Annotated in this window: 25 protein-coding genes; 12 read left to right on the forward strand and 13 right to left on the reverse strand. The window is 65.3% G+C overall.

Annotation, left to right across the window (positions count from 1 at the left end):
* Positions 1 to 116: 116 nt before the first annotated feature.
* From lpxK to BRA1417_RS0138950, 6 genes are read right to left on the reverse strand one after another with little or no spacing between them, the layout of a single operon-like run.
* Positions 117 to 1133 carry a tetraacyldisaccharide 4'-kinase gene (gene lpxK, locus BRA1417_RS0138925; protein ID WP_027520418.1) on the reverse strand — a complete coding sequence of 339 codons (1017 nt, stop codon included), beginning with the start codon at positions 1131 to 1133 and terminating at the stop codon, positions 117 to 119.
* Positions 1126 to 2472, reverse strand: coding sequence for a 3-deoxy-D-manno-octulosonic acid transferase (locus tag BRA1417_RS0138930; protein WP_027520419.1), 1347 nt, complete (start codon positions 2470 to 2472; stop codon positions 1126 to 1128). Before BRA1417_RS0138930 ends, lpxK begins: the two co-directional genes overlap by 8 nt.
* Positions 2435 to 3148, reverse strand: coding sequence for a lysophospholipid acyltransferase family protein (locus tag BRA1417_RS0138935; RefSeq protein ID WP_027520420.1), 714 nt, complete (start codon positions 3146 to 3148; stop codon positions 2435 to 2437). The genes BRA1417_RS0138930 and BRA1417_RS0138935 overlap by 38 nt, the downstream gene beginning before the upstream one ends.
* Positions 3145 to 3387, reverse strand: coding sequence for a DUF4170 domain-containing protein (locus BRA1417_RS0138940; RefSeq protein WP_007596929.1), 243 nt, complete (start codon positions 3385 to 3387; stop codon positions 3145 to 3147). The genes BRA1417_RS0138935 and BRA1417_RS0138940 overlap by 4 nt, the downstream gene beginning before the upstream one ends.
* A gap of 60 nt (positions 3388 to 3447) precedes the next feature.
* Entirely contained in the window at positions 3448 to 4266 is an 819-nt protein-coding gene (locus tag BRA1417_RS0138945) for a 3'(2'),5'-bisphosphate nucleotidase CysQ (protein WP_027520421.1), read from the reverse strand.
* Positions 4253 to 5656, reverse strand: a complete 1404-nt coding sequence (locus tag BRA1417_RS0138950; protein ID WP_027520422.1) for a TldD/PmbA family protein — start codon at positions 5654 to 5656, stop codon at positions 4253 to 4255. Before BRA1417_RS0138950 ends, BRA1417_RS0138945 begins: the two co-directional genes overlap by 14 nt.
* A 264-nt stretch (positions 5657 to 5920) precedes the next feature.
* Here BRA1417_RS0138950 and BRA1417_RS0138955 point away from each other — a divergent pair, with 264 nt between their 5' ends.
* On the forward strand, positions 5921 to 6439 hold the full coding sequence (locus BRA1417_RS0138955; protein ID WP_027520423.1) for a DUF6101 family protein: 519 nt from the start codon (positions 5921 to 5923) through the stop codon (positions 6437 to 6439).
* On the opposite strand, the gene ubiA is transcribed toward BRA1417_RS0138955, so the two are convergent.
* Both ubiA and BRA1417_RS0138965 read right to left on the reverse strand, forming a co-directional pair.
* On the reverse strand, positions 6436 to 7392 hold the full coding sequence (ubiA, locus tag BRA1417_RS0138960) for a 4-hydroxybenzoate octaprenyltransferase (RefSeq protein WP_027520424.1): 957 nt from the start codon (positions 7390 to 7392) through the stop codon (positions 6436 to 6438). The genes BRA1417_RS0138955 and ubiA overlap by 4 nt on opposite strands.
* A gap of 141 nt (positions 7393 to 7533) precedes the next feature.
* Positions 7534 to 8193: a hypothetical protein gene (locus BRA1417_RS0138965; protein ID WP_027520425.1), complete on the reverse strand. Its 660-nt coding sequence runs from the start codon at positions 8191 to 8193 to the stop codon at positions 7534 to 7536.
* 210 nt (positions 8194 to 8403) lie between these two features.
* Here BRA1417_RS0138965 and BRA1417_RS0138970 point away from each other — a divergent pair, with 210 nt between their 5' ends.
* From BRA1417_RS0138970 to BRA1417_RS0138995, 6 genes are all read left to right on the forward strand, one after another.
* A complete protein-coding gene (locus BRA1417_RS0138970) occupies positions 8404 to 9156 on the forward strand; it encodes a 16S rRNA (uracil(1498)-N(3))-methyltransferase (RefSeq protein ID WP_027520426.1) in 753 nt (250 codons plus the stop codon).
* 131 nt (positions 9157 to 9287) lie between these two features.
* Entirely contained in the window at positions 9288 to 10439 is a 1152-nt protein-coding gene (locus BRA1417_RS0138975; protein ID WP_027520427.1) for an ATP phosphoribosyltransferase regulatory subunit, read from the forward strand.
* A 3-nt stretch (positions 10440 to 10442) separates the two neighbouring features.
* Entirely contained in the window at positions 10443 to 11420 is a 978-nt protein-coding gene (hisG, locus tag BRA1417_RS0138980; protein ID WP_027520428.1) for an ATP phosphoribosyltransferase, read from the forward strand.
* 112 nt (positions 11421 to 11532) lie between these two features.
* The gene (locus tag BRA1417_RS0138985) at positions 11533 to 12579 is read left to right on the forward strand and encodes a glycosyltransferase family 2 protein (protein ID WP_027520429.1); all 1047 of its coding nucleotides are present in this window, start codon (positions 11533 to 11535) and stop codon (positions 12577 to 12579) included.
* A complete protein-coding gene (locus BRA1417_RS0138990) occupies positions 12576 to 13421 on the forward strand; it encodes a ChbG/HpnK family deacetylase (protein ID WP_027520430.1) in 846 nt (281 codons plus the stop codon). Before BRA1417_RS0138985 ends, BRA1417_RS0138990 begins: the two co-directional genes overlap by 4 nt.
* 134 nt (positions 13422 to 13555) lie before the next feature.
* Complete coding sequence (locus tag BRA1417_RS0138995; RefSeq protein ID WP_027520431.1) at positions 13556 to 14380, forward strand: DUF2076 domain-containing protein; 825 nt, start codon at positions 13556 to 13558, stop codon at positions 14378 to 14380.
* A gap of 72 nt (positions 14381 to 14452) precedes the next feature.
* Here the strand turns inward: BRA1417_RS0138995 and BRA1417_RS0139000 are convergent, their stop codons facing one another.
* Positions 14453 to 15253, reverse strand: a complete 801-nt coding sequence (locus BRA1417_RS0139000) for a L,D-transpeptidase (protein WP_027520432.1) — start codon at positions 15251 to 15253, stop codon at positions 14453 to 14455.
* A 314-nt stretch (positions 15254 to 15567) separates the two neighbouring features.
* Between BRA1417_RS0139000 and BRA1417_RS0139005 the strand changes: the two genes are divergently transcribed.
* Complete coding sequence (locus BRA1417_RS0139005; RefSeq protein ID WP_007614982.1) at positions 15568 to 16347, forward strand: protein phosphatase CheZ; 780 nt, start codon at positions 15568 to 15570, stop codon at positions 16345 to 16347.
* A gap of 205 nt (positions 16348 to 16552) precedes the next feature.
* On the opposite strand, the gene BRA1417_RS0139010 is transcribed toward BRA1417_RS0139005, so the two are convergent.
* Complete coding sequence (locus BRA1417_RS0139010) at positions 16553 to 17074, reverse strand: hypothetical protein (protein ID WP_027520433.1); 522 nt, start codon at positions 17072 to 17074, stop codon at positions 16553 to 16555.
* A gap of 314 nt (positions 17075 to 17388) precedes the next feature.
* Here BRA1417_RS0139010 and groES point away from each other — a divergent pair, with 314 nt between their 5' ends.
* The 3 genes from groES to BRA1417_RS0139025 all read left to right on the forward strand — a co-directional run bounded on the left by groES (position 17389) and on the right by BRA1417_RS0139025 (position 20872).
* On the forward strand, positions 17389 to 17685 hold the full coding sequence (groES, locus tag BRA1417_RS0139015; RefSeq protein ID WP_027520434.1) for a co-chaperone GroES: 297 nt from the start codon (positions 17389 to 17391) through the stop codon (positions 17683 to 17685).
* Between the two features lie 143 nt (positions 17686 to 17828).
* A complete protein-coding gene (groL, locus tag BRA1417_RS0139020; RefSeq protein WP_027520435.1) occupies positions 17829 to 19460 on the forward strand; it encodes a chaperonin GroEL in 1632 nt (543 codons plus the stop codon).
* Positions 19461 to 19660: 200 nt separating this feature from the next.
* Entirely contained in the window at positions 19661 to 20872 is a 1212-nt protein-coding gene (locus BRA1417_RS0139025) for a hypothetical protein (protein WP_027520436.1), read from the forward strand.
* 190 nt (positions 20873 to 21062) lie between these two features.
* On the opposite strand, the gene BRA1417_RS0139030 is transcribed toward BRA1417_RS0139025, so the two are convergent.
* Positions 21063 to 21461, reverse strand: coding sequence for an META domain-containing protein (locus tag BRA1417_RS0139030; RefSeq protein WP_007614988.1), 399 nt, complete (start codon positions 21459 to 21461; stop codon positions 21063 to 21065).
* A 138-nt stretch (positions 21462 to 21599) separates the two neighbouring features.
* Positions 21600 to 23264 carry an L-lactate permease gene (locus BRA1417_RS0139035; protein ID WP_027520437.1) on the reverse strand — a complete coding sequence of 555 codons (1665 nt, stop codon included), beginning with the start codon at positions 23262 to 23264 and terminating at the stop codon, positions 21600 to 21602.
* Between the two features lie 313 nt (positions 23265 to 23577).
* Between BRA1417_RS0139035 and BRA1417_RS0139040 the strand changes: the two genes are divergently transcribed.
* On the forward strand, positions 23578 to 25341 hold the full coding sequence (locus tag BRA1417_RS0139040; protein WP_027520438.1) for an ABC transporter ATP-binding protein/permease: 1764 nt from the start codon (positions 23578 to 23580) through the stop codon (positions 25339 to 25341).
* Between the two features lie 243 nt (positions 25342 to 25584).
* Here the strand turns inward: BRA1417_RS0139040 and BRA1417_RS0139045 are convergent, their stop codons facing one another.
* Positions 25585 to 26589, reverse strand: a complete 1005-nt coding sequence (locus BRA1417_RS0139045; protein ID WP_027520439.1) for a TorF family putative porin — start codon at positions 26587 to 26589, stop codon at positions 25585 to 25587.
* Positions 26590 to 26853: the final 264 nt, after the last annotated feature.

Raw genomic sequence — 26853 nt, forward strand, 5'->3', positions numbered from 1 at the left:
GCCGCGGACAGCAACTTCATCGAAATTCTCCCGATCGTCTTAAAACGATAGGAGCCTGCGATGAATGGCGCCTGAATGTCCTCGCCGCCTGGCGTTCGCCAGGACGACAGTGGGTTTCAACGCCTTGAAAATCGCCGCTCGCGCGCCTTGTAGAGATGATCGCTGATCAGTTGCCGGAGCGCAGCCGGGTCGTCGAATTCGAGCTGCACCGCGAACGGCACGATGCCTTCCGGCACACCCTCGCGGCCGTGCAGACGCGCGAGATCCTTTTCCGTCGTCACCAGTGTTTGCTGCTCGCGCCGCGCCTCCGCGGCGAGGGCTGCGATCTCCTCGTCTGAAAACACGTGATGATCGGCAAAGGCACGCGTGCGCGCGAGCTCGATACCGCCAGCACGCAACGTACGGAAGAACCGTTCGGGATCGCCGATGCCGGCGAACGCGAACACCGGCTTGCCCAGTAGTCTTGCGACCGACCCGGCATCCGGCTTCAACCGCGCCCGCAGCTCCGGCTTGTTGCGCCTGGCAAGCTCGGCGGCGACATCGTCGGCGGCGCGGCCGCCGCCGATCACGACCAGCGCGTCGGTGCGCGCGAGCTGCGCCTTCAGCGGCGCACGCAGCGGACCGGCCGGAAACACCTTGCCATTGCCGAGGCCGCGTTCGCTGTCGATCACGATCAGCGAGGTGTCCTTTAGGAGGCGCGGGTTCTGGAAACCGTCGTCCATAAGGATCACGGTGGCGCCTTGCGACTTCGCCAGCACGATGCCGTCGAGGCGGTCGCGCGCAACTGCAACAGGAACGTCGCGCGCCATCATCAGCGGCTCGTCGCCGATATCGGACGCGGTGTGACGCATCCGGTCGACCATCACCGGGCCCTTGAGGCTGCCGCCATAGCCGCGGCTGAGCACCACCGGCGTCTCGCCGAGCTCGCGCAAGAGCTTGGTCAGCGCCAGCACCGTCGGCGTCTTGCCGGCGCCGCCGACATGATAGTTGCCGACGCAGATCACGGGGATGCCGGCGTCGACGCCCTCGCGCAGCATCCGCCGTTCGGTGATGGCGCCGTAGAGCGCACCCAGCGGCCCCAACGCGTACGATTCGAGCGAACGTGGCCGGTACCAGAAGGCCGGCTCACGCATTGGCGGCCCCCATCTCGATCCGCAACTGCAGAAGATAAGGCTCCAGCGCGGTCATGGTGCGGTTGAGCGCGCCGCCGAGATCCTCGACCACGCCGGCGCCCGACTGCTGGATCTTCTGGCGCAGGGCAGGATCGGCGAGCAGCTGGCCGAGTTGCTTGATCAGCAGCTCCTGCGTGTCGGCCTGGCGCGCGCCGCCGCTGTGATCGAGCGCCTCGTAGACGTCGGCAAAATTGAAGACGTGCGGACCATGGACGATGGCCGCGCCGAGCTTGATTGCTTCGATCGGATTCTGGCCGCCATGGTGGATCAGCGATCCGCCCATGAACACGATGTCCGAGAGGCGATAGAACAGGCCGAGCTCGCCCATGGTGTCGGCGATGTAAACGTCGGTGGTCGCCGTCGGCATCTCGTCGCGCGAGCGCAGGGCCGGCTTCAGGCCGGACGCCGTGATCAGGCCCGAGATCGAGGAGCCGCGGTCCGGATGGCGCGGCACGATCACGGTCAGGAGCTGCGGGAAGAACCCGCTGAGGCTGCGATGCGCCGCGATCAGCATCTCCTCCTCGCCCGGATGGGTCGAGGCCGCGACGATGATCGGACGCCCGCGCGTCATCGCCATCAGCCGTTCGAGCTTGGCGGGATCGGCCGGCGGCGCGGGAACGTCGAGCTTGAGATTGCCCGTGGTGACGACGTCGCGGCCGCCGAGCGCCGAGAAACGCTCGGCATCGGTCTTCGATTGCGCCAGGCAAATGTCGAACCGCGACAGCAGCGCCGAGATGGTGCCTTGCATGCGGCGCCAGCGCGGGAACGAGCGCGGCGACATCCGCCCGTTGATCAGCACCATCGGCACGCGGCGCGCGGCGCCGGCCAGGATCAGATTCGGCCAGAGATCGGATTCGATGAACAGCGCCAGCGACGGCTTCCAATGGTCGAGGAAGCGCGCGACATAACGCGGAGAATCATACGGCACGTATTGATGGATGACGTCGGGCGGAAAGCGCTTTGCCACAATGGCAGCCGACGTGACCGTGCCCGAGGTGAGCAGAATGCGCAGGTTCAGATCGCGCAAGCGCTCGATCAATGCCGCCGCGGCGAGGACCTCGCCGACGCTGGCGCCGTGAATCCAGACCAGCGGACCGTGCGGCCGCACGTCCCGGGACAGGCCCCGCCGTTCGCTGACCCGCGCGGGATCTTCCTTGCCCTGCTTCAGGCGCCGCTTGATCAGCACAGGCGCGAGCGGCACCAGGCCGCGCGCCAGGCGCCGGTACATCCGCAGCGTCAACGGCAGCGAGCCGGGCAGCGATTTAGGCATCTGCAGGTCCCGGCCGGCCGAGCTGCGCATAGGCGCGGCGGGTCGCCTCGTTCAAGGTCTCCTCCAGCTCGAGCCGCAGCGCTTCCATGGTGGCGGCGTTCGCATCCGGCGGAACGTGGATTTCCTTGATGCCGACCAACGCGCCCCGCCCGAACGGCAGGTTGATGGTGGTGCGGTCCCAGTTCTTGAGCCGGACGAAGCGGCTGGTCGCCATCGCAAAAGGCATGATCGGCCGCCCCGATTCCCGTGCCAGCATGATGATGCCGAGCCCGGCCACGCGCGAGCGCTTGGGGACGTCGGCGGTCAGCGCGACATTACAACCGTCCTGCAGCGTCCGCACCATTTCCTTGAAGGCACCGACCCCGCCTTTGCGGTGAAACGCGCCGCCATGGTCGCCGGACCCGCGGATGGTGCCGATGCCGAGCCGCTCGGCGGCAATCGCGTTGAACTCGCCGTCGCGGTGACGGGAGATCAGGACCCTGGCCTTATACCAGTCCTTGTTCTTGATGAACGGCGTGAGGAAATGCTGGCCGTGCCAAAACGCGAAGATCGCCGGGATCTGCGGCTCGACCCGGTCATAGACGTCAGGCGGATCGAACGTGAATTTATTCGTCCGCCAGACCAGACGCAGATATTCGGCCGCCAGGATTCCGACGGCACGCTGGACGAAGCTGCTCCTCAGCGTATTGCGAAGCAGCTTTTTCAACGCGCCGGTTCTTGATTCGGGTCGAGCAGCCGGTGGAGATGGACGATGAAATAGCGCATCTGCGCGTTGTCGACCGTGCTCTGCGCCTTGGCGCGCCAGGCGGCGTGCGCGGTCGCGTAGTTCGGATAGAGGCCGACGATCTCGACGTCGTCGAGGTTCTTGAAAGTGTTGTGCTCGAGATCGACGAGCTCGCCGCCGACGACGAGGTGGAGCAGTTGTTGCGGGGCACTATCTGGCATCGGTTCTGTTCCTAACGGGCTGCCCGGCAAAGCAGTGTTCGACAAGCACGAGAAAGCGCGTCACGGCAAGGGGCGGTTTCGAAAATGCGAGACAATGTTCGCATGACGATCGCGACCCGCTGCCACCAGCACCCCATGCGTGACTTGCCGGCGGTTATAGAGGATGGGATCTCCGGAGAGATCGCTCATCCTACCATCGGCTTCCTGCACGATCAAATCCGCCGCCGCAAGGTCCCAATCATGACTGTTGCCGCCCGCAAAAGCCGCATCCAGCGCGCCATGGGAGACCCGGCACAGCCGCAGCGCGAGCGAACCGATTCGCGGATGCAGCTTGATCTCGCCCAGTGACGGCTTCAGGCGCTCGACCAGGGGCTTCGGACCCGCAACCCGCGAGAAGTCGAGCTCGAATCCCGCCGTCGCCCGCACCGGCACGTCGTTGAGGGTCGTGCCCTGGCCCCGGGCGGCGAAGAAGAACTCATCGCTCGTCGGCGCGAACACCGCGGCCAGCACGGGCGAGGCATCCTCGACCAGCGCGACGCTGACGCACCATTCGTCATTGCCGTTGAGGTAGTTGCGGGTGCCGTCGATGGGATCGACGATCCAGGTCAGCCGCCGCGACAGCCGCACCTCGTCGTCGGCGCTCTCCTCCGACAGCCAGCCATAGTCGGGCGTCGCTGCGCGCAGCCGCGCTTCCAGGAGATCGTTGACGGCAATGTCGGCTTCCGAGACTGGCGAGGACGCGCCCTTGGTCCACTTCTTCAGCTCGGTGCGGAACATCGACTGCGCCAGTGCGCCCGCCTCCCGCACCGTGTCTTGCAGCAGCGCCGCGTCGCGCGCCGGGATGATCGCGCCAGTTGCGTTCGCGTCAGCGTCCGCCAAGCGTCAAACCCTCGATGCGCACCGTCGGCGCATTGACGCCGTAACGGAACTCGAGATTGTTCGCCGGCTGCATCGACTTGAAGATCTCGAACAGATGACCGGCGATCGTCACCTCGCTCACGGGATAGGTGAGTTCGCCGTTCTCGATCCAGAAGCCGGAGGCGCCGCGGCTGTAATCGCCGGTCACGCCGTTGACGCCCGAGCCGATCAGATCGGTGACGTAGAACCCCTGCTTGATGTCGGCGATCAGTTCGGCCGGCGTGGGCGTGCCGGGTTCAAGATGCAGATTATATGGCCCAGGCGACGGCGAGGAGGAGACGCCGCGATGGGCGTGACCGGTGGTGGTGAGGCCGAGCTCACGCGCGGTGGCGCAATCGAGCAGCCAGGTCGTCAGCACGCCTTCGTCGATCAGCGCGATCTTCTTCACGGCAACGCCTTCGGCGTCGAACGTCTGCGAGCGCAGGCCGCGTTTGCGCAGGGGATCGTCGATGATGCGGATGTTCTTGGCGAACAGCTGCTGGCCGAGCTTGTCCTTCAGGAAGCTGGTCTTGCGCGCGATCGAAGCGCCATTGATGGCGCCGACGACGTGACCGACCAGCGAGCCCGCGACGCGCGGATCGAACACCACAGGCACCTTGCAGGTCTCGACCTTGCGCGGATTGGCGCGCGCCACGGTGCGCTCGCCCGCGGAACGGCCGACGATCTCCGGCGACAGCAGATCGGCGCCATGCGGAGCCGAGGTGAAGTCGTAGTCGCGCTCCATGCCGGTGCCGTCGCCGACAATGGCGGTGGCGGAGATGCCCTGGCTGGACCGTAGATAAGAGCCGTGGAAGCCGGTGCTGGTGACGAGCACCATGCCGCCCATGCCGGCGGAGGCCGAGGCGCCGCCGGATTTGGTCACGCCCTTCACAGCGAGCGCCGCAGCCTCGGCTTCGAGCGCGCGGCGCTCGAGCTCCGAGGTCGCGGGCACGTCAGGGTCGAGCAGATCGAGATCGGGGAAGTCGCGCGCGAGCAGTGCGGGATCGGCAAGGCCAACATATTTGTCGTCGGGCGCGACGCGCGCCATCGCAACCGCTCGCTCGGCAAGCTTGGTCACGGCATCGCCGCTGGCATCGTTGGTCGAGACCACCGCCTGGCGCCGGCCGACCAGCACGCGCAAGCCGACATCGTCGCCCTCGGAGCGCTCAGATTCCTCGACCCGGCCGTCGCGCACCTCGACGCCTTGGGAGACGCCGCGCACGGCGACCGCATCGGCCGCATCCGCGCCGGCACGCCGGGCAGCCTCTACCAGCCGCTGCGCGAGATCGGAGAGCGCAGACTGGTCGAACAGGTCGCGGCTGGCTGTGGACGAATCCTTGGGCGAAAGCGTCGAGCTTGGTGAAGGGTTCACAAACGAAATCCTGTTGGGGCGGGCTGCGGGACCGGAACCCACAGATGTGCCCTGATCGCGCGGACTTCAAGCATTTTCAGCCCACCAAAAGCTCAGATTCGCACCTTGCGCGCAACGTCTCGTCAATCATGCGCGCCAAGGTCTTGTCAATCATGCGCGGCGGTGAGGTTGGATTAACCAGCCTTTTTAAGCGGTTTCGGAAAGGCTCGCGCTAAGGTCCTCACATCGACCGGGAACATAATCCCGGCGGGGAGAACTAAAGCCGTGAGGCGTCAAACAGCAACAAGCGGGATCGCTCCCGCCGGGTCGAGCCGCTCCCTGCGGCTCGACCCCCTTTCCCTTCCGGTCCGCTTCGATGCGCATGATCCGCGCGCCGATGGATATGTCCGGCAGATCGAGCTTCATCGCGAACGTGTCGTGCTGCACCGTGCCGTCCGCGGCATGCGGATGGCGATCAACGTCCGCGTCAGCGACTTCATCGGCGTCGCGCTACGCGGCAACGACGAGGCCCAGACCCTCGTCCTCGTGCATCGTGATCCCTCGCTCTCCATTCCGCTGCTGGTCAGCGCCGATGGCGACGAACTCGTTGAGGCCTGGGCGATCTGGAGCGAGCTATTCGCGCTTCCGCAACTCGACGAAGGCGCACGCAGGCCCGCGCCGCGCCGTCGCCGCGCCAACGCGATCCGCGACCGCCGTCCGAAATTTCTGATGCGCCGCCGCACCGGTGTCGCACGGGAATTGTCGGTGCATCGCGATGAGCGCGAGATCATCGCACGGAGTTAAGCGGCCCGCATCACCGCGTCGGCCAATAACCCCGCAAACAACAACAGCCCCGCATCGCGATTCGAATAGAACAGGCGCTTGCAGAGTTCGCCGTCGCTGATATTCAGCCGCGCGATCTGCGAGGCCAGATGCACGGCGAAGGCTCCAAGTCCGAGCCATGCCGGCCAGCGCGCATCGCCCGACGCCAGCGCCACGCCGATCAGCAGCACCGCCAAGCCGTAGAACAGGATCAGCGCCTGGTGCGTTTGCGCGCCGAACAGACGCGCTGTGGACTTGATGCCGATCAGCGCATCGTCCTCGGCGTCCTGATGCGCGTAGATCGTGTCGTAGCCGATCACCCAGGAAATCGCGCCGGCATAGAGCACGAGCGCGGTGACGTCGATGCGCCCGAAGGTGACGGCAAATCCCATCAGGGCGCCCCAGGAGAACGCGAGCCCGAGCACGATCTGCGGCCACCATGTGATGCGCTTCATGAACGGGTAGATCGCGACGATCAGCAGTGAGGCAATGCCGGTCAGGATCGCGAAGCGGTTGAACTGCAGCAACACCACGAGCCCGATCAGCGCCTGCGCGATCATGAAGGCCAGCGCCTGCTTCGCGCTCACCTGGCCCGACGGCAGCGGCCGCGAGCGGGTGCGCTCGACCTTGTCGTCGAGGTCACGGTCGGTGATGTCGTTCCAGGTGCAGCCCGCCCCCCGCATCACGAAGGCGCCGACGAAGAACAGGACGACGGTGAGCGGCAGGCCGCGGATGTCATGCGCCATGCCGGCGGCGAGCGCCGCCGACCACCAGCACGGCATCAACAGGAGCCAGGAGCCGATCGGACGATCGAAGCGGGACAAGCGCAGATAAGGCCGCGCCCATTGCGGTGCGCGCGTATCGACCCAGTTGCCGGTGGAATCGGCAACGCGGGCGGATGTGCTAGTGCCCAGTTTTCGAAGTTCGTATTCCATCGCGGCGTATTCCGGTACGAACTTCGAACACGACAAGGGCACTAGCAAGAAATTATAATTCACGTGCCTCTTATCGATTTGAAGTTCCTATGAGGATCTCGCGGCAGGCACCGTAGGAATTTCAAATCGGCGGCACGTGCATCATCGCGTCAGGACGTTGCCGTTGAGTGTATCGAAGGTGCTGCCGCCCTTCTTGCCGGCATTGGCCTCGGGCGCCGAGCCCGAACCCAGCACTTCGCTCAGCGACGGACCGGCCGGTCCGCGCGGCTGGTTCTGCATCTGCTGCGCGACGTTGCAGACCTTCGCCGTCATGGCCTCGGTGTTCTTGTGGCCGTCCTTCATTTGCGCGCCGACCTGCGCCGGGATCCCGCACTTCGAGGCGTTGGCCTCGATGTATTTGATCATCTTGGTCTCAGCCTGGCTGAAATTGCGGATCAGCTTGCAGGCCTCGTCCGGCGGCGCGTGACGGTCGCTCGCGGCCTTGATCAGCTTGCCGCGCTTTTCGGCCTCCTCGCGCAGAGGCATGAACGCCTTCATGCAGTCCTCGCCGGGACCGGCTTGCGTCGGCGGGGCCGCGCTGAAGGCGCCAGCGCCACCGACGGGTGCGGCGCCGTTCACCGGGAAGGACGATTGCGGCGCGCCGCCGACGGAGGCGACGGGCGCCGAGCCGTTCACGGGCGGAAACGCGGAACTGGCTGGGGCCTGGCCCGGCAGCGGCGCGGGGAAACTCTGCGCATAGGCACAAACGGCGCCCATCGTGACCATGGCGGCAGTGATCGGAACCATCAAATGACGGATCATCAAGGCAGTCTCTCCGGCAGGAGCTTGCGGGGTTCGGCGTCTTCCCAATTGAAGCGCAACCAGCGTGCTCGCGATTTTACGATTCCCGCCGGCCCTTAACAACCCGTTGAATAGGGCAGGAGCGCGGCGCGCCGACGCACCATTTTGGCAAAATTTACCCCGAAAGGACTGCTTTCGGCTAAGAACGGCGGCAAATTGGACCTTTGAACGATGCCCTCCTACGATTTCCGCGGCCCCCGCCTGTTCGTCGACGCCCCGCTTGCCCAGGACGGCAGGGTCGAGCTCGACCGCGACCAGAGCAACTATCTCGGCAATGTGCTGCGGCTTGCCGCCGGGGCCGAGGTCTTGGCATTCAACGGCCGCGACGGCGAGTGGCAGGCCGCCATTGAAGGCCGCAAACGGCCGGACAGCCTCGTCATCCTCCAGCAGACCCGGCCGCAGGACAGGCTGCCCGACCTCGCTTACGTCTTCGCCCCGCTCAAGCACGCCCGGCTCGACTACATGGTGCAGAAGGCCATTGAGATGGGCGCGGCCTCGCTTCAGCCGGTTCTGACCCGGTTCACCCAGGCTTCCCGCGTCAATACCGAGCGGATGCGCGCCAATGTCGTCGAGGCGGCCGAGCAATGCGGCATTCTCAGCATCGCCACCGTCGCCGAGCCGATGCCGCTGGAGCGCTTCCTCAGCCAGCGCGCCGCCGGCAGGCTGCTGATCTTCTGCGACGAGGCGGCGGGGCTCGAAAACCCCATTCAGAGCCTGCAAGGCGCACAGGCGGCGGAAGGCATCGACGTGCTGATCGGCCCCGAAGGCGGCTTTGCCGAGGAAGAGCGGGCGCTGCTGCTGCGGCAGCCGAAAATCCTGCGGCTGGCGCTGGGACCCCGGATCATGCGGGCCGACACGGCCGCGGTGGCCGCGCTCGCGCTGGTGCAGGCGGTGCTGGGCGATTGGCGTCGCAAAATGGCCTGATGCCATATTGGCCGACCGTTAAGCGATTGATCCTTTGGAGGTCGAAACCGCTTTCGGGCCATGCTAAGGCCTGCGGCAATTCGCTCCCCTTGCTTGCCCTGCCCGGTTCCACCGGGACGATGGACCCCGACATGACCGCGACTGCCACCTCACATGCTGCCGGCTCCGCCGCCTGGGCGGACACGCTGCTGCTGTCGTTCGCGCAGGCCGGCTATGTCAGGGCCGAGCCGGCGATCCTGCAGCCAGCCGAACCGTTCCTGGATCTCTCCGGCGAGGACATCCGCAAGAGCCTGTACCTGACCACGGACCTCTCCGGCGAGGAGCTCTGCCTGCGCCCGGACCTGACCATTCCGGTGGCCCGCGATTACCTCAGCTCTGGCCGTGCCGGCCAGCCGGCCGGGTTCAGCTATCTCGGCCCGGTGTTCCGCTACCGCAACGGCCAGTCCAGCGAATTCCTGCAGGCCGGCATCGAATCGTTCGGCCGTCAGGACCGCGCCGCGGCCGATGCCGAGATGCTGGCGCTGGCACTGGAGGCGACCGCCGCCTTCGGCGTCCGCGACGTCGAGATCCGCACCGGCGACGTGGCGCTGTTCAACGCGCTGCTCGACGCGCTCGACCTCTATCCGGTCTGGCGCCGCCGCCTGGTCAAGGATTTCAACCGCAAGATCAGCCTGGAGCAGGATCTGGAGCGGCTGGCAGCCGCGACCACCGCGACCCGCAGCGAATATGAGGGCGTGCTCGCGGCGCTCGCCGGCTCCGACCGCAAGGCGGCACTCGCTTTCGTCACCGATCTGATGTCGATCGCCGGCACCACCAATGTCGGCGGCCGCACCACCGCCGAGATTGCCGACCGCTTCCTCGAGCAGTCGACGTTGAAGGGCGGCGCGCTGCCGCGCGAGGCCATCGCCGTGCTCAAGCGTTTTCTGTCGATATCGGGTAATCCCGACGACGCCGTCGCCGAGCTGCGCGCGCTCACCAATGATGCAAAGCTCGACCTCAGTGCTGCGATCGACCAGTTCGAAAGCCGGGTCGGCTTCATGGCGGCTCGCGGCATCGATGTGAAGGCGACGCGCTTTTCGACCGCGTTCGGGCGCGGGCTCGACTACTACACCGGCTTCGAATTCGAGCTGCATCACCGCGGCAACGGCGCCGAGCCGCTGGTTGCCGGCGGCCGCTATGACGGGCTGATGACCCAGCTTGGATCGGCCGAGCCGATCCCCGCGGTCGGTTTCTCGGTCTGGGTGGATGCGCTGACCCGGATCGGCCGCAAGGTGGGAGCTTAAGTCATGAGCGCGCCATTCGTTCTGGCCGTTCCCTCCAAGGGCCGCCTGCAGGAAAACACCGAGGCCTTCTTCGCCCGCGCCGGGCTGAAGCTGTCGAAGGCGGGCGGCGCGCGCGACTATCGCGGCACGCTCACGGGCCTCGACAATGTCGAGGTCGCCTATCTCTCGGCGAGCGAGATCGCCTCGCAACTATCCCGCGGCTCGGCGCATCTCGGCGTCACCGGGGAGGATCTGGTGCGCGAGACCATCGCGGACGCCGACAAGCGCGTCTCCCTGATCGAAGGCCTCGGCTTCGGCTATGCCGACGTCGTCGTCGCGGTGCCGCAGGCGTGGATCGACGTCCGCACCATGGCCGACCTCGACGACGTCACCACCGGCTTCCGCGAGCAGCATCACATGCGGATGCGGGTCGCGACCAAGTTCATCAACCTCACCCGCGCCTTCTTCCAGAGCCAAGGCATCACCGATTACCGCATCGTCGAAAGCACGGGCGCGACCGAAGGCGCGCCGGCCGCCGGCAGTGCCGAGTTGATCGTCGATATCACGACGACCGGCGCCACCCTCGCCGCCAACGGATTGCGGGTGCTCGACGACGGCGTGATCCTGCGCAGCCAGGCCAATCTGGTCGCCTCAAGGGACGCCGATTGGTCCCCGCAAGCGCGGGAGACCGCGCGAATCATCCTCGATCACATCGCGGCGCGGGCGCGGGCCAACAAATACCGCGAAGTCCGCACCCGCTTCCGCCAGTGCGACGCGGCCATGCTCACCGAGGCCCATGAGCGCTTCGGCGTCGAAGCCCCATTCGGCGGACCTACCTCGTCAGGCATGCTCACGCTGCACTGCCCGCCGGGCCAGCTCTACGCACTCGCGAGCTTCCTGCGCGGGCACGGCGCCGAGACCGTTTCGGTGGTTTCGCTGGATTACGTGTTCGACCGGGAGAACCCGCTGTTCGCCAGGCTCGAGGCGTTCCTGCGGCAGTGAGCCCAAAGTTTGTTGAGCAATTCCGTTCAGCGTAGCGACAGCAAACGGCAGCTACCATATGCTGTCGGGATGACCTTGCAAGAAGACCTGATCGCCCCTGGAACCTTGATCGATGACTCTGGGCTCTGACATTTCCGGCATGACGGCCAATGCGGCAAGCGCCGCCGCGAAGGGACTGTCGATCGTCGTCCCGCTCTACAACGAAGCGGCCGGCCTCGCCGCCTTGCACCAGCGCATCTGCGATCTCGCAAAGACCTTGCGGCAGCGCTATCGCCTGGCTTGCGAGATCGTCTATGTCGACGACGGCAGCGCGGACGCGACGCTGTCGATCGCCCGCTCGCTGCCGGCCGACGCGGTCGACGTCCAGGTGGTGTCGCTGTCGCGCAATTTCGGCAAGGAGGCCGCGCTGATGGCCGGCCTCGACCATGCCCGGCTCGGCGCGGTGCTGTTCATGGACGGCGACGGCCAGCATCCGCCGTCGCTGGTCGAGCGACTGGTGCGGCACTGGATCGAGGACGGCTACGACGTCGTCTATACCGCCAAGGCGCATCGCGACAACGAGCCCTTCCTGCGGCGGCTTGCCGGGCGCGGCTTCTATGCGCTGATCAATTGGGGCGCGCGCCAGAAGATTCCGGAAGATGCCGGCGATTTCCGCCTGCTGTCGCCGCGCGCGGTCGCAGCACTGAGGCAGCTGCCGGAACGCAACCGCTTCTTCAAAGGCCTCGCGAGCTGGATCGGCTTCCGCCAGATTCGCGTCGATTACGAACCCGCGCCGCGCACCCATGGCGTGACAACCTTCAGCGCCGCGCGTCTGCTTGGTCTTTCGATCGAAGGCGTCACCTCGTTCTCGGTGGCGCCGCTGCGCTTCGCCAGCCTGCTCGGCGTGATCCTCGCTGGCGGAGCGTTCCTGTTCGGTCTGTCGATCCTGTGGGAGGTCTTGACCACCGGCAAGCAGGTGCCCGGCTATCCCTCACTCGTGATCGGCCTGATGACGATTGGCGGCGTGCAGCTCATCATGATCGGCATCGTCGGCGAATATATCGGCAAGATCCTCTCCGAGCTGAAGGCGCGCCCGATCTACTTCGTCGCCGAGCACAGTGAAAAGCATTTCGAGACCGACAAGGCTGACGACGCCTCGAAGAGGACGGCGGCCGAATGAGCGCTGCCGCGCCGCCGCGGCGGATCTGGCTCTGCGCCGACGATTACGGCATCAGCCCGGGCGTCAATCGCGCCATCCGCGACCTGATCGAACGCGGCCGTCTCAACGCGACTTCGGTGATGATGGTGGGACCTGCGGTCGAGCGCAGCGAGATCGAGGCGCTCCAGGCGGCAGCGAAAGCGAGCCCACGCTGCGCGATCGGATTGCACGTGACATTGTCGGCACCGTTCCGGCCGCTCACCATGTATTTCCGCCCGCTCGACGGAGACATGTTTCTCCCGTTTCCGAAGCTGCTGCGCGCGGGCCTTGCGCGGAGGCTCGACCGCGAATTCTTTCGCAACGAGGTCAAGGCGCAGCTGGCAGCCTTCGAGAAAGCGTTCGGACATGCGCCGGACTTCGTCGACGGCCATCAACATGTGCAGCTCTACCCGCAGGTGCGCGACGGCTTTGTCGATGCGGTGAGCGAAGTCGCGCCAAAAGCCTGGGTGCGCCAAGGCGGCCGCGACCTGCCGCTGATGCAGCGGCTGGCTTCACCGAAAGCCATGGTGCTCGACATCCTCAGCGCGCAATTCCGCCGCCGTGCCGGCAGCGCGGGCCTCAGCTTCAATCCCGGTTTCGCCGGCGCCTATGATTTCACGCAAGCGGCCGATTTCGGTGCGCTGATGCGGCATTTCCTCGAAGGCCTGCCGGATGGTGGCCTCATCATGTGTCATCCCGGCTTCGTCGACGACATCCTCGCCGGGCTCGACCCGATGACGGACGTCCGCGAACGCGAGCACGCCTATCTCGCCGGCGATGCCTTCGCGCGCCTGCTGACGGACAGCGGCGTCACGCTGGGGTGAACCGGCGAAGTTTGCGAGAAAGCCGCCCGCGAGGCAGCTTGTCGCATACCGAAATTTAATCCTGCCGGCACTGTTGGGGCCACAATGGAACCCTACATCTGCCTCGCGCTTGTTTTGCGCGAGGGAGACTGACCATGACGCCGCAGGAACGCCAACTCGTCGACGAGCTTTTCGACCGGCTTTCGAAACTGGAAAATGCACCGCGCGATCCCGACGCGATCGCCGCGATCGCCGACGGCCTGCGCAAAGCGCCCGGGGCGATCTATGCGCTGGTGCAGACCGTGCTGCTGCAGGACGAGGCGCTGAAGCGCGCCCACAACCGCATCCAGGAGTTGGAGGCGGGGCAGGCGCCCGAGCAGGCGCAGTCCGGCGGTTTCCTGGACACCATGCGCGACACGCTGTTCGGCGGGGGCCCGTCGCGCGGCTCGGTTCCGAACGTACCGCCGCGTGACTCGCGGCCGGTCTGGAACAGCGGCCAGGCGATGCAGCAGCCCCAGCCCGGTTACGGCCAGCCGCCTTATGGGCAGGCATACGGTCAGGGTCCAGGCCAGGGCTATGGCGCGCCGCCGGTCGGCGGTGGCGGCGGCTCGTTCCTTGGTACGGCGGCGGCAGCCGCGGCCGGCGTCGTCGGCGGCTCGCTGCTGCTGTCCAGCATCCGCGGCATGATGGGCGGATCGCATCAGCAGGCCTTCGGCGACACCAATGCCTTGGGCGACCGCGGCGCTGGTGGAAGTCCCTGGAGCGGCAACGATCAGTCGGGCGGCTCGCTCGCGCGCGATGCCGGCCTTGACGACATCGGCTCGAACCGCGGTGATGCGTCCCGGCAGGGCTTCGCCGACCACGCTTCGAACGACGACCAGAATTACAACGATCAGAACGACAATGGCGACGATAACATCGACCTCGCCGATGACAGCGATTTCGGCGGCGGAGATGATGGCGGCAGCGATTACGCCTGACGCTTCTTATCCTTGCTCCAAACGAGAACGGCCGCCGATGAGGCGGCCGTTTTGGTTCCGAGCGCTATGCGCCTACATCACGACGACTTTGGTGCCGACATTGACGCGACCGTAGAGATCGATGACATCTTCGTTGCGCATGCGGATGCAGCCCGAGGAGACGTTGGTGCCGATGGTCCAGGGCTCGTTCGAACCGTGGATACGGTAAAGCGTCGAGCCGAGATACATCGCGCGCGCACCGAGCGGATTTTCCGGACCGCCTTCCATGTGCCTCGGCAGATCGGGGCGGCGCGCGATCATTTCCGCCGGCGGCGTCCAGGCCGGCCATTCGCGCTTGGCCGTGATCGACTTCACGCCGGACCAGGTGAAGCCGGGACGCCCGACGCCGATGCCGTAACGCATCGCCCGGCCGTTGCCCTCGACGAGATAGAGAAACTTGTTCGGCGTATCGACCACGATCGTGCCGGCGCTTTCATTGCCGCTATAGTCAACGAGTTGTTTCTCGAATCTCGGGTCGAACTGACGCTGCCGCGGATCGACTGCCTCTTGCTGGAGACCTGCGCCCTGCATCTGCGGTTCGCCCATCGGCGGCAGTCGGCGCTGGTCATAATAACCTGGCTGCTGTTGATACATCGGCTGCTGCGGAGCGTAGGCCGGACCGCGGCCGGGTCCGTCGCCGAAGATGAACTCGATGAAGCCGCCGCCCATGTTCGCATTGGAGGCGACGCGCACTGGCGCAGGCGGCACCTGCGGCTGGTATAGCACCGCGGGCGGATCGTTCGGCACGCTATTGTCGAAGGCGTCGGCGCTGTTGGCGCCCGCAATGAGGGTGCAAGCGCTGCCAAGCAGCGCGACAGACATTTTCTTGAACATCGACGTACTCTGTACTGTTTCGTCTAGATCACATGCGTCGTGGCGAGGTGGTGGCTGATCCGCACCCGCGACGTGGTCAATAAAGAGCAAAAGCCGTTTTGTTTGGTAAACGGAAACGCCATTTCGATTCACCACGTCGTCGGCAGCGGTGCAATTTGGCGATCAGCGTTTATTTTCGATGAACGCCGCGCACTCATGGTTAATCGCCCGTTTGCAAGCCGTCGCGCACAACCGCACGACAGTTCCGGCTGTGAACTTCGTGTTAAATCGCTTCTGCCTACAAAGACGCGTGAGTGAGGTGGGGGGAGTTCTTGATGGCTATTCACCGCAAACGTTTTCGTGTCGAGGAGGCTATTGTCGGCGAGATGCCCAGCCCCGAAATGATTGAGGAGGCTGCGCCGATGCATAGCGAGATCATGGCCGAGTTGCGTGCGATCCGTGCACAGATGGCGAAGGGCACCGCGCCCTTGTCCGGCAGCGCCGCCATGGCCGCGATCGACGCCTCCACCGCCCACGAGCTCTCCGAAGCCCGTACCATGCTCGATACTTACCGGGCGCAGATCGAGCAGTGCGAGAAGCTGAAGGTCGAGCTCGACCTCATCCACGACGCCATCGACCGTACCAAGCGCGAGATCGCGACACTGCATGGCAAGAGCTTCGACGGCGGCGAAATGGCCAAGGTCAATGGCGAGCTCGGCGCGGTCGTCGGCGGCACCGAACAGGCAACCCAGCAGATCCTCGAAGCCGCCGAGTCGATCGACCAGGCGGCCAGCGCGATGGCCAAGGTGCAATCGGCCGATCAGCAGAAGCGGCTCGCCGACGATATCCAGGAACGCGTCATCTCGATTTTCGAAGCCTGCAACTTCCAGGACCTGACCGGCCAGCGCATCAGCAAGGTCATGAGCACGATGAAGTTCATCGAGCAGCACATCAATTCCATGATGGAGATCTGGGGCGGCGTCGACGCGATCAAGTCCCATGTCGTGCCGCAGGTCGACACCCGCAGCGATGACGACAAGCTTCTCAACGGCCCGAAGCTCGCCGGCGACGTCGGCCACGCCTCGCAGGACGACATCGACGCGCTGTTCGACTGACGGACGCGACGTACGGAAAAACAAAACGCCGGCGCAAGCCGGCGTTTTTTTTCGTGAGAGCATTCCCTCCGCTGTCATCGCCCGGCTTGACCGGGCGATCCAGTATTCCGAGTCGATAGCGATTGAACCGAGGGGCCGCGGCGTACTGGATGCCCCGCTCCCGTGCGCAATTGCGCACTAGGCGGGGCATGACGAAGGATAGAGACTACGCCCTCGGCGCGCAGCGGACGTAGACCATGTTGCCGTAGCGGGTGGCGGCGTCCTTGTCGATGAAGCGGGTGATGAGGACGCGGCCGTCGAAGGAGACGATCTCGCGGTCCTGCTCGCCGGGCGTCGGGCCCGCCGGCCCGATATAGTTCTTGCCGCTGGGCGAACCCTTCAGCCGCAGCTCCTGCGGTGTTGCCTGGTCCGCCAGATGCATGATCACGCCGCCGGACGAGCCGGCGGTGATCACGTAAGGATTTTTGCATTGGGCCCGGGCGGCAGCCTCGGTGCGGGCGCGGTCGGCCGGGTTCTGGAACGAGGCGAGGCCCCAGCGCCCGACGATCTCGTCGGCGCGGATCGAGGCGGGCATTTCCGGACCGGCGCCGGGCTCGGCCTCGGGGGGCGGTGAGGACGAAGAAAAGGACGGCAGGCTCATGCCGCCGCCGCAGGCGCCAAGCAGCAGCGCCAGGCAAGAAGCCGCCGCCAGATTGGCGACCGTGCGCGCGTGAGCTGAACTGATCATGGCATTCCCCCGGACAAAACCATGGCCGCACCCCTTCCGCAGCCAAGCGCAAAACCGCTGCCGGAGCAATGACGTCCTTTAATACGCCGGCGCCCCGAACAAGTTTCCAATGTCACCATCCTATATCCGTCTCACCAATCGCTTAACCACCTTTGCTTGACAGGATCGCGGCCAAGCCATATTCCCGGACGCACCATTAGCACTCTGAAAGATGGATTGCTAACGCGCGCCGATCGATCCTCGGGAAGGGTGGACGGAAGCGCCGCCCCGCCCACTTTCACTCCTTCCGAAACGAGCCTCCAAAGGGAAACGTCATGACTAAATCTAAATTTCGTCCGCTGCATGACCGTGTCGTGGTCAAACGTATCGACGCCGAGTCAAAGACCAAGGGCGGCATCATCATTCCGGACACGGCCAAGGAAAAGCCCTCCCAGGGCGAAGTCGTCGCCGTCGGGCCCGGTGGCCGCGACGAGGCCGGCAAGCTGATCCCGATCGACCTCAAGGTCGGCGACCGTGTGCTGTTTGGCAAGTGGTCGGGCACCGAGGTCAAGATCGACAACGATGATCTCCTGATCATGAAGGAGTCGGACATCATGGGCGTGATGGCCTAAGGCCAGACGCCTGAACGGCCGCTGAATGCATGCCCGGGTCACTCGATCCGGGCATGCATCATTCCGCCGGGTTCGATCGCGGACCCCGGAATGAGGCGGCCCAATAAGCAAGACACATCACGAAACAAGAGGAATTGCAGACCATGGCTGCCAAAGACGTCAAGTTTTCCGGAGACGCGCGCGATCGCATGCTGCGCGGCGTCGACATTCTCGCCAACGCCGTCAAGGTGACGCTCGGCCCGAAGGGCCGCAACGTGCTCATCGAGAAGTCGTTCGGCGCGCCCCGCATCACCAAGGACGGCGTCACCGTCGCCAAGGAGATCGAGCTCGAGGACAAGTTCGAGAACATGGGCGCCCAGATGGTCCGTGAGGTCGCCTCCAAGACCAACGACCTGGCCGGCGACGGCACCACCACCGCGACCGTGCTGGCCCAGTCCATCGTACGCGAAGGCGCCAAGTCGGTTGCCGCCGGCATGAACCCGATGGACCTCAAGCGCGGCATCGACATCGCGGTCGCGGCCGTCGTCAAGGACATCGAGAAGCGCGCCAAGCCGGTCGCCGCCTCCTCCGAGGTCGCCCAGGTCGGCACCATCTCGGCCAACGGCGATGCCGCCATCGGCAAGATGATCGCACAGGCGATGCAGAAGGTCGGCAACGAGGGCGTCATCACCGTCGAGGAGAACAAGTCGCTCGACACCGAGGTGGACATCGTCGAGGGCATGAAGTTCGACCGGGGCTATCTGTCACCCTACTTCGTCACCAACCCCGAGAAGATGACCGCCGAGCTCGAGGACGCCTACATCCTCCTGCACGAGAAGAAGCTCTCCGGCCTGCAGGCCATGCTGCCGGTGCTGGAAGCCGTGGTGCAGTCGGGCAAGCCGCTCGTCATCATCGCCGAGGACGTCGAGGGCGAGGCGCTGGCCACCCTGGTCGTCAACCGCCTCCGTGGCGGGCTGAAGGTCGCCGCCGTCAAGGCGCCGGGCTTCGGCGACCGCCGCAAGGCCATGCTCGAGGACCTCGCGATCCTCACCGGCGGCCAGCTGATCTCCGAAGATCTCGGCATGAAGCTCGAGAACGTCACGGTGAAGATGCTCGGGCGCGCGGGCAAGGTTGTGATCGACAAGGAGAACACCACGATCGTCAAGGGCGCCGGCAAGAAGCCGGAGATCGAGGCCCGCGTCGGTCAGATCAAGGCCCAGATCGAGGAAACCACCTCGGATTACGACCGTGAGAAGCTCCAGGAGCGCCTCGCCAAGCTCGCCGGCGGTGTCGCGGTGATCCGCGTCGGCGGTGCCACCGAGATCGAGGTCAAGGAGAAGAAGGACCGCGTCGAGGACGCGCTCAACGCCACCCGCGCCGCGGTGCAGGAAGGCATCGTCCCCGGCGGCGGCGTCGCGCTGCTCCGCGCCAAGAAGGCGGTTGGCCGTCTCACCAACGCCAATGCCGACGTCCAGGCCGGCATCAACATCGTGCTGAAGGCGCTGGAAGCCCCGATCCGCCAGATCTCCGAGAACGCGGGCGTGGAAGGCTCGATCGTCGTCGGCAAGATCCTGGAGAACAAGTCCGAGACCTTCGGCTTCGACGCCCAGACCGAGGAGTATGTCGACATGGTCGAGAAGGGCATCATCGACCCCGCCAAGGTGGTGCGCACCGCGCTCCAGGACGCCGCCTCGATCGCCGGCCTGCTGGTGACCACCGAGGCCATGGTTGCCGAGTCGCCGAAGAAGGACGCCGCGCCCGGCATGCCGGCCGGTGGCGGCATGGGCGGCTTCTAAGGCCGATCCTTAGCCCACAGTATTGCGAAGGCCGCCTCCGGGCGGCCTTCTTTTTTGGCAATCATGGTCCATGCTTTCCAATTCAACCGGCGGCCAAAACCCACTACGGTGACGCCCGATTCGAATTGTTTGGGCCTGATCTCAACGGAAACCCGCTTCACACTTTCCGGATCATGCCCCATTGCCCGGGGATTTCGTCGATGCGCGCGCTTGTGTTTTGCTCCACGGCCGTTCTGGCGGCTCTGCTTGCAGGTTCGCCTGAGGTCGCATCCGCCCAGATGAAGCTGGCGCCGAAGGCCACGGCGCCCGGCGGCGTCGAGACGCGCTATTTCACCTCGATCGACGGGCTGATGGACGGTAATGCCGACGTGATCCTGAAGGAGACACGCCAGGGCAAGACCGTCACCGCAGCCGTGCTCGACGTCTGTTATCCCGTCGCGAAGAATTCCGACCGCAAGGACCGCTTCGTCGTCAATCTCCAGGTCGCGGGCCAGAACCTGACGGGTACGACGCAGAGCCTCGGCGCGAAGGTGCCGGTCACCGTCAAGCTGCTGCGCAAACAGGCCGGAGACACGTTCGAATTCCGCGGCCAGATCAGCATTGGCCAGGCCGTGACCGAGGTCACCTCGCCCGACAATTCCGATCTCAGCGAGAAGGAATTCCTCGACAACCAGACCTCCGACGACGGCATCACGCCGCAGCCGAAGGATTTCACCGACGTCTCGCCGGAAGCGATCGCGGTCAAGGTCAAGCTGGATGCCGCAACCGAGTTCCTGAAGAGCCTGAAGGGCCAGGACGTCGAGGTGACGCTGGCGAGCCTCACCGTCGGCTGCGACGCGTTGCGCGCGGGCGAGCAAACCATCAACATGTCGGTCGATCCGGAGCGCGCCGGCGCGCTGCTGGCAAAATTCAAGGCGACGCCCGGCGTCACCGCCGCGGGCTGGACCGCGGGCATGACCGAGATGGACCGCACCATCCGCATTGCCGCCACCGACTGGCGCGACGGTGACAAGATCAACCGCGACAAGCTCGCGGCCGCGGTGGCTGGCGTGCTGAGCAGGACGCTCGCGGCAAAGCCGGTCTCGCAAAGCTTCAACCCGGCGACCGGCAAGCTCAAGCTGGTGTTCAAGCGGCCGAACCAGGACTTTCCCACACTCGAACTCACCGACACGATCGAGGTCGCGGGCCTCGTCTCGCCCGACAAGCCCGGCACCACCGACAAGCTCATGCTCTGGATCGGGAGTCCCGCGACCACGACCACCGACGAGAGCACCGGTGCCAAGCTCAACCTCTCGGACGAAGCGACCGCCGACGAGGAAGGCGATCAGCCCGACGACAACGGTTCGGTCGAGGCGCTCGCCAAGGAGCTGAAAGGCCAGCGCTGGGACGCCGACAAATCGGTGTGGAAGTAGACGCAGCCCCCCTGTCAGTCATCGCCCGCGAAGGCGGGCGATCCAGTACTCCGAGACGGCCGTGGTTGAATCGATAGGCCGCGGGGTACTGGATTCCCTGCTTGCCGCCTACGCTAAAACTTCGGCGCCCCTGGACCTCAACCCCGGCGAAGCCTAGGCGTAGCCGGGTCGCCGGGAATGACAGTGGTGGCTAATTGCCGTTGACGCGGAAGCGCAGCGGCTTGGGGCCGACGAGCGTCAGCACGTCGCCCTGGCGCTTCCAGGTCTCGACGCTGCCCAGCGCTGCAACGAGATCGTCGTCGGCCTGTGCCCTTGCCGGCGGGCAGGAGCGGTCCTGGATCTGGCCGGGAACGAAGATCACGGTGTTGCCGGCGACCGAGAACTGGCCCTTGCCGCCCTTGCACCAGAGCTCCAGCACGACCTCACCATTGTCGCCGATCTCGATGTTCGGAATCCGCTTCGAGCCCGGCTGCGGCAGCGCCTCCAGCGTCATCTCAGTGCCGAACGGAAAACCGTCCTCCGCACGCGCGAGCGTGGACATCGCGAGCATTGCAACCGCCGCACACACCGTCTGCCTGAACGAAACCATGAGACCTCTCGACCGACCTGATTTGCGCCACCTTCTATAAGACGGCGGCGCCGTTGAGAAGGTTCGCCCATGCGCCACGCAAAAATCCCCGCGAGGAGCAACCTCGCGGGGATTTGCGTTGAAGCCGGGCGTGGCCTGCTACTTCAGGACCATCGCCGTGAACGGATAGACATAGGCCTGCAGCGTCACGAGCACACCGACGAGGCAGGCCAGCACGATCGAGTGCCAGAACACGAAGCGCAGGATCGTGCCCTCGTGGCCGTACCAGTTGGTGGCTGTGGATGCGACCACGATCGATTGCGCGTCGATCATCTTGCCCATCACGCCGCCGGACGAGTTCGCCGCACCCATCAGGATCGGCGACAGGCCGAGTTGCTCGGAGGTGATCTTCTGCAGGTTACCGAACAGCACGTTGGAGGCGGTGTCCGATCCCGTCAGCGCCACGCCCAACCAGCCGAGCAGCGTGCCGAAGAAGGGATAGAGCACGCCGGTTGCGGCGAAGGCGAGGCCGAGCGTCGCGTCGACGCCGGAGAGCCGCGTCAGCGTGCCGATCGCGAGCATCGCCGAGATCGTGATCAGCGAGATCGCGCACAGCCGGATGGTGCGGCCGTACTGGATCAAGAGCTTGCCGGGCCCGACGCCCATCAGGAAGCCGGAGATGATCGCGGCGATCAGCATGCCGGTCCCGGTGAACGAGAGATAGGTGAAGCCGAACACCGCGCTCTCTTTCGTCGGCCCTGGCGCGACCGGCGGCATCTTGTTGATCATCTGATGCAGCTCGGGAACGGGATAGCTCCAGGTGAAGATCGAGTTCGCCCAGGTCTTGAACCCACCATTGCCCCAGATCAGCATCACGATACAGACGATGATCCACGGCAGCAGCGCGCTGAACAGCTCGCTCTGCGTCAGCGGCGTCTTGTCCATCGGTTTCGCCGCCGCCATGGTGGCGGCCGATTCGTCGCGGCCGCGCAGCGCCGGCGACAGCCAGAGCTGCCTGGGCTGCCAGACCTTGAGGAACAGGATCAGCGCCCCCATCGAGATCAGCGAGGCCCCGATGTCGACGATCCAGGGATTGACGTAGTTCGAGATGACGAATTGCGGGACCGCGAACGACACGCCGGTGACCAGGATCGCCGGCCAGACGTCCTTCATGCCTTTCCAGCCCGCGAACGCCCACACCACCCAGAACGGCACGATCAACGAGAAGAACGGCAATTGCCGGCCGACCATCGCGCCGAGGATATAGGGATCAAGCCCGGTGACCGAGGCCAGGCCCTGGATCGGCGTGCCCAGCGCGCCATAGGCGACCGGCGCAGTGTTGGCGATCAGCGACAGGCCGCTTGCTGCAAGGGGCGAGAAGCCGAGGCCGATCAGGACGGCGCCCGTGATCGCGACCGGCGTGCCGAAGCCCGAAGCGCCTTCGAAGAAGGCGCCGAACGAGAACGCGATCAGCAGCAATTGCAGCCGCCGGTCCTCGGTGACGCCGCCGACCGCGCGCTTGAGCAATTCGAAGCGTCCGGTGCTCACCGTCACCTGGTAGAGGAAGATGACGTTGAGAACGATCCAGCCGATCGGGAAGAACCCGGTGACGATGCCCAGCACCGAGGCGCGGATCGACATGTTCGCCGGCATGGTGAAGACGAAGATCGTGATCAAATTGGCCACGATCACGGCGATGACCGCCGCGATATGAGCCTGGACGCGGCCGCTCGCGATCAGGACCAGCAATGTGACGACAGGGACTGCCGCCGCGATCGTCGACAGCACAGGGCTGTGCAACGGGTCATAAACTTGATTCCACATGATCTTCCTCCCCCACGCATGTGTGCTGCAGGCGGCCCGCGTGGACAGCCGATCCTGCTTGACGCTGAAGCGATAACCCCCGAGCTGGACGCGAATTCCTCGCGAATGCAGCGGTTCCCGTCCGCTCACAAGCTCGCGAAATCCCGAAGGCCCCCACCCCGCGCCGATGCGCCCCATGCTAGGGTTGCAAGCTGCGACAAGCCAACGCAAATTGCAGGACTTGCGACTTTAGTCTAAGCGCGCCGATTTCCGCCGTCGTCCCAAGTCTTTGGCCCCGGGCAGTTGTGCACATCCCCTCAGGAGACAGAGCTCTGTGAAGAACATCAGCGCCACGCTCGCGATCGTCTGGCGAATCGCCGCCCCCTATTTCCGGTCGGAGGACAAATGGGCCGGCCGCGGCCTGCTCGCCGCTGTCATCGCGATGGAGCTGGCGCTGGTCGCGATCGACGTGCTGGTCAATCAATGGCAGAACCGGTTCTACAGCTCGCTGCAGGCAAGTGACTGGGATAGTTTCGTCAGGGAGATCTGGATCTTCATCGGCCTCGCCTCCGCCTTCATCGCGCTGGCGGTCTACAAGCTGTACCTGAACCAGTGGCTTCAGATCCGCTGGCGGCAATGGCTGACCCGGCACTATTTGGGCGAGTGGCTGCAAGGCGCCACCCACTACCGCATGCAGCTCAAGGGCGATGCGGCCGACAACCCGGACCAGCGCATCACCGAGGACGTCAAGAATTTCGTCGAGCAGACCCTGACCATCGGTCTCGGCCTGCTCTCGTCGATCGTGACGCTGTTCTCCTTCGTGATCATTCTCTGGGGGCTTTCCAACGCCGCGCCGTTGCACCTGTTCGGCGCCGATCTCATGATCCCCGGCTATCTGTGCTGGGGTGCGCTGGTCTACGCGATCTTCGGCACGGCGCTGACGCACTGGATCGGCGCCCCGCTGGTCAATCTCAATTTCGAGCAGCAGCGCTATGAAGCCGACTTCCGCTTCAACCTCGTCCGCGTCCGCGAAAATTCCGAGCAGATCGCGCTGCTCAAGGGCGAAGGCGCCGAGCGCGGCCGGCTGCTGGAGCGCTTCGGCTTCGTGATCGGCAATTGGTACGCCATCATGAGCCGTACCAAACGCCTCACCGCGTTCACCGCGAGCTATCAGCAGGCCGCCGTGATCTTTCCCTACGTGCTGGTGGCGCCGGCCTTCTTCGCCAAGAAGATCCAGCTCGGCGACATGATGCAGACCGCCTCCGCCTTTTCGAGCGTACAGGGCGCATTGTCGTTCTTCGTCACGGCGTACCGATCGCTGGCGGAATGGCGCTCGATCGTCGCCCGCCTCGACGGCTTCGAGATGTCGGTCGACGCGGCCGCGCACCTGCCGCCGCACGAGCCTGCGATTGCCCTCAAGGCCGGCGGCGGCAATCGCAATATCTCTCTCGAACAGCTCTGCGTGAACCTGCCGAGCGGCACGCCGCTGGTCGCCGCCGACGCCTTCTCCGTCCAGACGCCGGAGCGCGTGCTGGTGACCGGACCGTCGGGCTCCGGCAAGTCGACGCTGTTCCGGGCCATCGCGGGCATCTGGCCGTTCGGCACCGGCAGCATCTTCGTCCCGGAAAAGGCGAGGCTGATGATGCTGCCCCAGCGCCCCTATTTCCCGGTCGGCGTGCTGCGCGACGCGGTGGTCTACCCGGCCGCGCCGGGCGCGTTCGAAACCTCACGCGTCAGGGACGCGTTGATCGCGGTCGGGCTGCCCGACCTCGCCGAGCGGCTTGAGGAGGACGGTCATTGGAACCGGATGCTGTCGCTGGGCGAGCAGCAGCGCCTCGGGCTCGCCCGCGCGCTGCTGCACGCGCCGGACTATCTGTTCCTGGACGAGGCCACGGCCTCGCTGGACGAGCCGTCCGAGGCCCGCCTGTACCGGTTGCTGGCAGAGAAGCTGCCACAGGCCACCCTCGTCTCGATCGGCCACCGCTCGACGCTGGAAGCCTTCCATACCCGCAAGGTGACGATGGTGAAGCACGGCGCGATCCACGTTCTCGGTGATGGTGGTGTGCCGGTCGAGAAAGAGCCGAGCGCGGCACGCTGAGACGGCTCGACCAAGCCCTGAGGCTATGGCCCTTCGTTGCAGCCATCCTTCGAGACGCCCGCCTTTGGCGGGCCCTCAGGATGAGTTCTGTCCTCGCGGTGAAATCTGGGACCCCTCATGGTGAGGAGCCCGCCAGAGGCGGACGTCTCGAACCATGCAGGCCCCGGCCTGCGCCCCACACGCCCAAAGCAAAAGGGCGGCAGGTTGCCCTGCCGCCCTCATCAAGTCGCTTCGGGAAGAAGCTTACTTCAGGTTGCTCATCGCCGTCAGGTCGAAGGACAGCTTGGCAATACCGGCCGCGCCGCACCAGTTGGAGCCAGCGCCGCCCGGATTGATCGCGGTGACGTTGGTGGTGCCGGTGGCGTTGAAGGCGCTGGTGAAGGCGTTGCAATCACCCTTGTTCAGGTCGGTGTCGGAGTAACGCAGGTCCAGCGTGAACACCTTGTAGGTGAAGCCGATGCCGATATTCCAAGTGTTGTAGTCCTTGTAGGGGATGCCGTTGGCGAAAACAGTGCCGACGCCGGTGCCGTAGAAGGCGTCCGAAGTACCGAACCACTGCCGGCCGAACTCACCCGACACGTACATGCCCATGCCGGAGGGACCGAAGGCCGTGCTGGGCGCCGTGTATTTGGCGGTCAACGAAGCGTAGTTGCCCCAGGCACCCGAGTTCAGGAAGTTCGGCGAGTAGTACTCGGTCGCGCCGACCGTGAAGCTGTCGTTGATGGTGTAGTTCACCTTGCCGTAGACTTCGACGAAGCTGACGTCCTTCTTCATGACGTTGCCGTCGGCGAGGAAGATCGTGGTCGTGCTGACGCCGCAGACGTTGCCGCCGGGAATGCCGCCGGTGAGCACGTTGTCGGCGCAGCTGCCGCCCGGATACAGGTAGCCCCAGACACCGATGTCGAACGCGAAGGCGCCGAAGGTCGGGCGGATACCGCCGTAGATGTCGACTTCAGCAGCGGCACGATTGGCGAAGGAGATGCTCTCGGCGGACACGCCGACGTAGAGCTGGAGGTCTTTGTTGACGTTGTAGCGCGGCTCGAAATAGGCCGCGACCGACGGCTTGTGGTTCGACTGCGTGACGCCGCGGAAGATGTAGTCGCTCATGATGGCGCCGCCGAAGGCGATATCCCAGGGGTCAAACGCGACCACCGGCGGGGCCTTCAGTGCCTTCACTCGCATGTCTGCCGCGAAAGCCGAGCCCGTCACCATTGCCAGCGCCGTTGCCAACAAAGCCACTTTTTTCATTTCGATCCCCATCACCAGTTCTAAGACCCCAGCCGGATCCCGGAAGCCCCCGGAACGCACGACCTGATTGCAAATTTCGTAACTGCGGCAATCTGGATGGAGTGGCGTAAACCGAGAAGCAAAAAACGCGGGCATCTGCCGACTTTTTGGGCGTTCTGACGATTCCACGGAAGGTTGTCAGCCTGTGTGTCTTCTCGACCACATTATTTGCATTGCGAAGTGCACTGGCAGGCCCGGGTTAGTACGGGCCCGGCGGTACCGTGC

The organism is Bradyrhizobium sp. WSM1417 (genome assembly GCF_000515415.1).
Taxonomy (GTDB): Bacteria; Pseudomonadota; Alphaproteobacteria; order Rhizobiales; family Xanthobacteraceae; genus Bradyrhizobium.

What these genes read in the sequence shown, in the direction of transcription:
- groL (WP_027520435.1), top strand. Translation starts at nt 17,829, where the DNA reads ATGGCTGCCAAAGACGTCAAGTTTTCCGGAGACGCGCGCGATCGCATG.
- BRA1417_RS0139000 (WP_027520432.1), bottom strand. Translation starts at nt 15,253, where the DNA reads ATGTTCAAGAAAATGTCTGTCGCGCTGCTTGGCAGCGCTTGCACCCTC.
- BRA1417_RS0139005 (WP_007614982.1), top strand. Translation starts at nt 15,568, where the DNA reads ATGGCTATTCACCGCAAACGTTTTCGTGTCGAGGAGGCTATTGTCGGC.
- BRA1417_RS0139030 (WP_007614988.1), bottom strand. Translation starts at nt 21,461, where the DNA reads ATGGTTTCGTTCAGGCAGACGGTGTGTGCGGCGGTTGCAATGCTCGCG.
- BRA1417_RS0139010 (WP_027520433.1), bottom strand. Translation starts at nt 17,074, where the DNA reads ATGATCAGTTCAGCTCACGCGCGCACGGTCGCCAATCTGGCGGCGGCT.
- BRA1417_RS0139045 (WP_027520439.1), bottom strand. Translation starts at nt 26,589, where the DNA reads ATGAAAAAAGTGGCTTTGTTGGCAACGGCGCTGGCAATGGTGACGGGC.
- BRA1417_RS0138970 (WP_027520426.1), top strand. Translation starts at nt 8,404, where the DNA reads ATGCCCTCCTACGATTTCCGCGGCCCCCGCCTGTTCGTCGACGCCCCG.
- BRA1417_RS0139025 (WP_027520436.1), top strand. Translation starts at nt 19,661, where the DNA reads ATGCGCGCGCTTGTGTTTTGCTCCACGGCCGTTCTGGCGGCTCTGCTT.
- groES (WP_027520434.1), top strand. Translation starts at nt 17,389, where the DNA reads ATGACTAAATCTAAATTTCGTCCGCTGCATGACCGTGTCGTGGTCAAA.
- BRA1417_RS0139035 (WP_027520437.1), bottom strand. Translation starts at nt 23,264, where the DNA reads ATGTGGAATCAAGTTTATGACCCGTTGCACAGCCCTGTGCTGTCGACG.
- BRA1417_RS0138990 (WP_027520430.1), top strand. Translation starts at nt 12,576, where the DNA reads ATGAGCGCTGCCGCGCCGCCGCGGCGGATCTGGCTCTGCGCCGACGAT.
- BRA1417_RS0138965 (WP_027520425.1), bottom strand. Translation starts at nt 8,193, where the DNA reads ATGATCCGTCATTTGATGGTTCCGATCACTGCCGCCATGGTCACGATG.
- BRA1417_RS0138930 (WP_027520419.1), bottom strand. Translation starts at nt 2,472, where the DNA reads ATGCGCAGCTCGGCCGGCCGGGACCTGCAGATGCCTAAATCGCTGCCC.
- BRA1417_RS0138985 (WP_027520429.1), top strand. Translation starts at nt 11,533, where the DNA reads ATGACTCTGGGCTCTGACATTTCCGGCATGACGGCCAATGCGGCAAGC.
- lpxK (WP_027520418.1), bottom strand. Translation starts at nt 1,133, where the DNA reads ATGCGTGAGCCGGCCTTCTGGTACCGGCCACGTTCGCTCGAATCGTAC.
- hisG (WP_027520428.1), top strand. Translation starts at nt 10,443, where the DNA reads ATGAGCGCGCCATTCGTTCTGGCCGTTCCCTCCAAGGGCCGCCTGCAG.
- BRA1417_RS0138940 (WP_007596929.1), bottom strand. Translation starts at nt 3,387, where the DNA reads ATGCCAGATAGTGCCCCGCAACAACTGCTCCACCTCGTCGTCGGCGGC.
- BRA1417_RS0138995 (WP_027520431.1), top strand. Translation starts at nt 13,556, where the DNA reads ATGACGCCGCAGGAACGCCAACTCGTCGACGAGCTTTTCGACCGGCTT.
- ubiA (WP_027520424.1), bottom strand. Translation starts at nt 7,392, where the DNA reads ATGGAATACGAACTTCGAAAACTGGGCACTAGCACATCCGCCCGCGTT.
- BRA1417_RS0138975 (WP_027520427.1), top strand. Translation starts at nt 9,288, where the DNA reads ATGACCGCGACTGCCACCTCACATGCTGCCGGCTCCGCCGCCTGGGCG.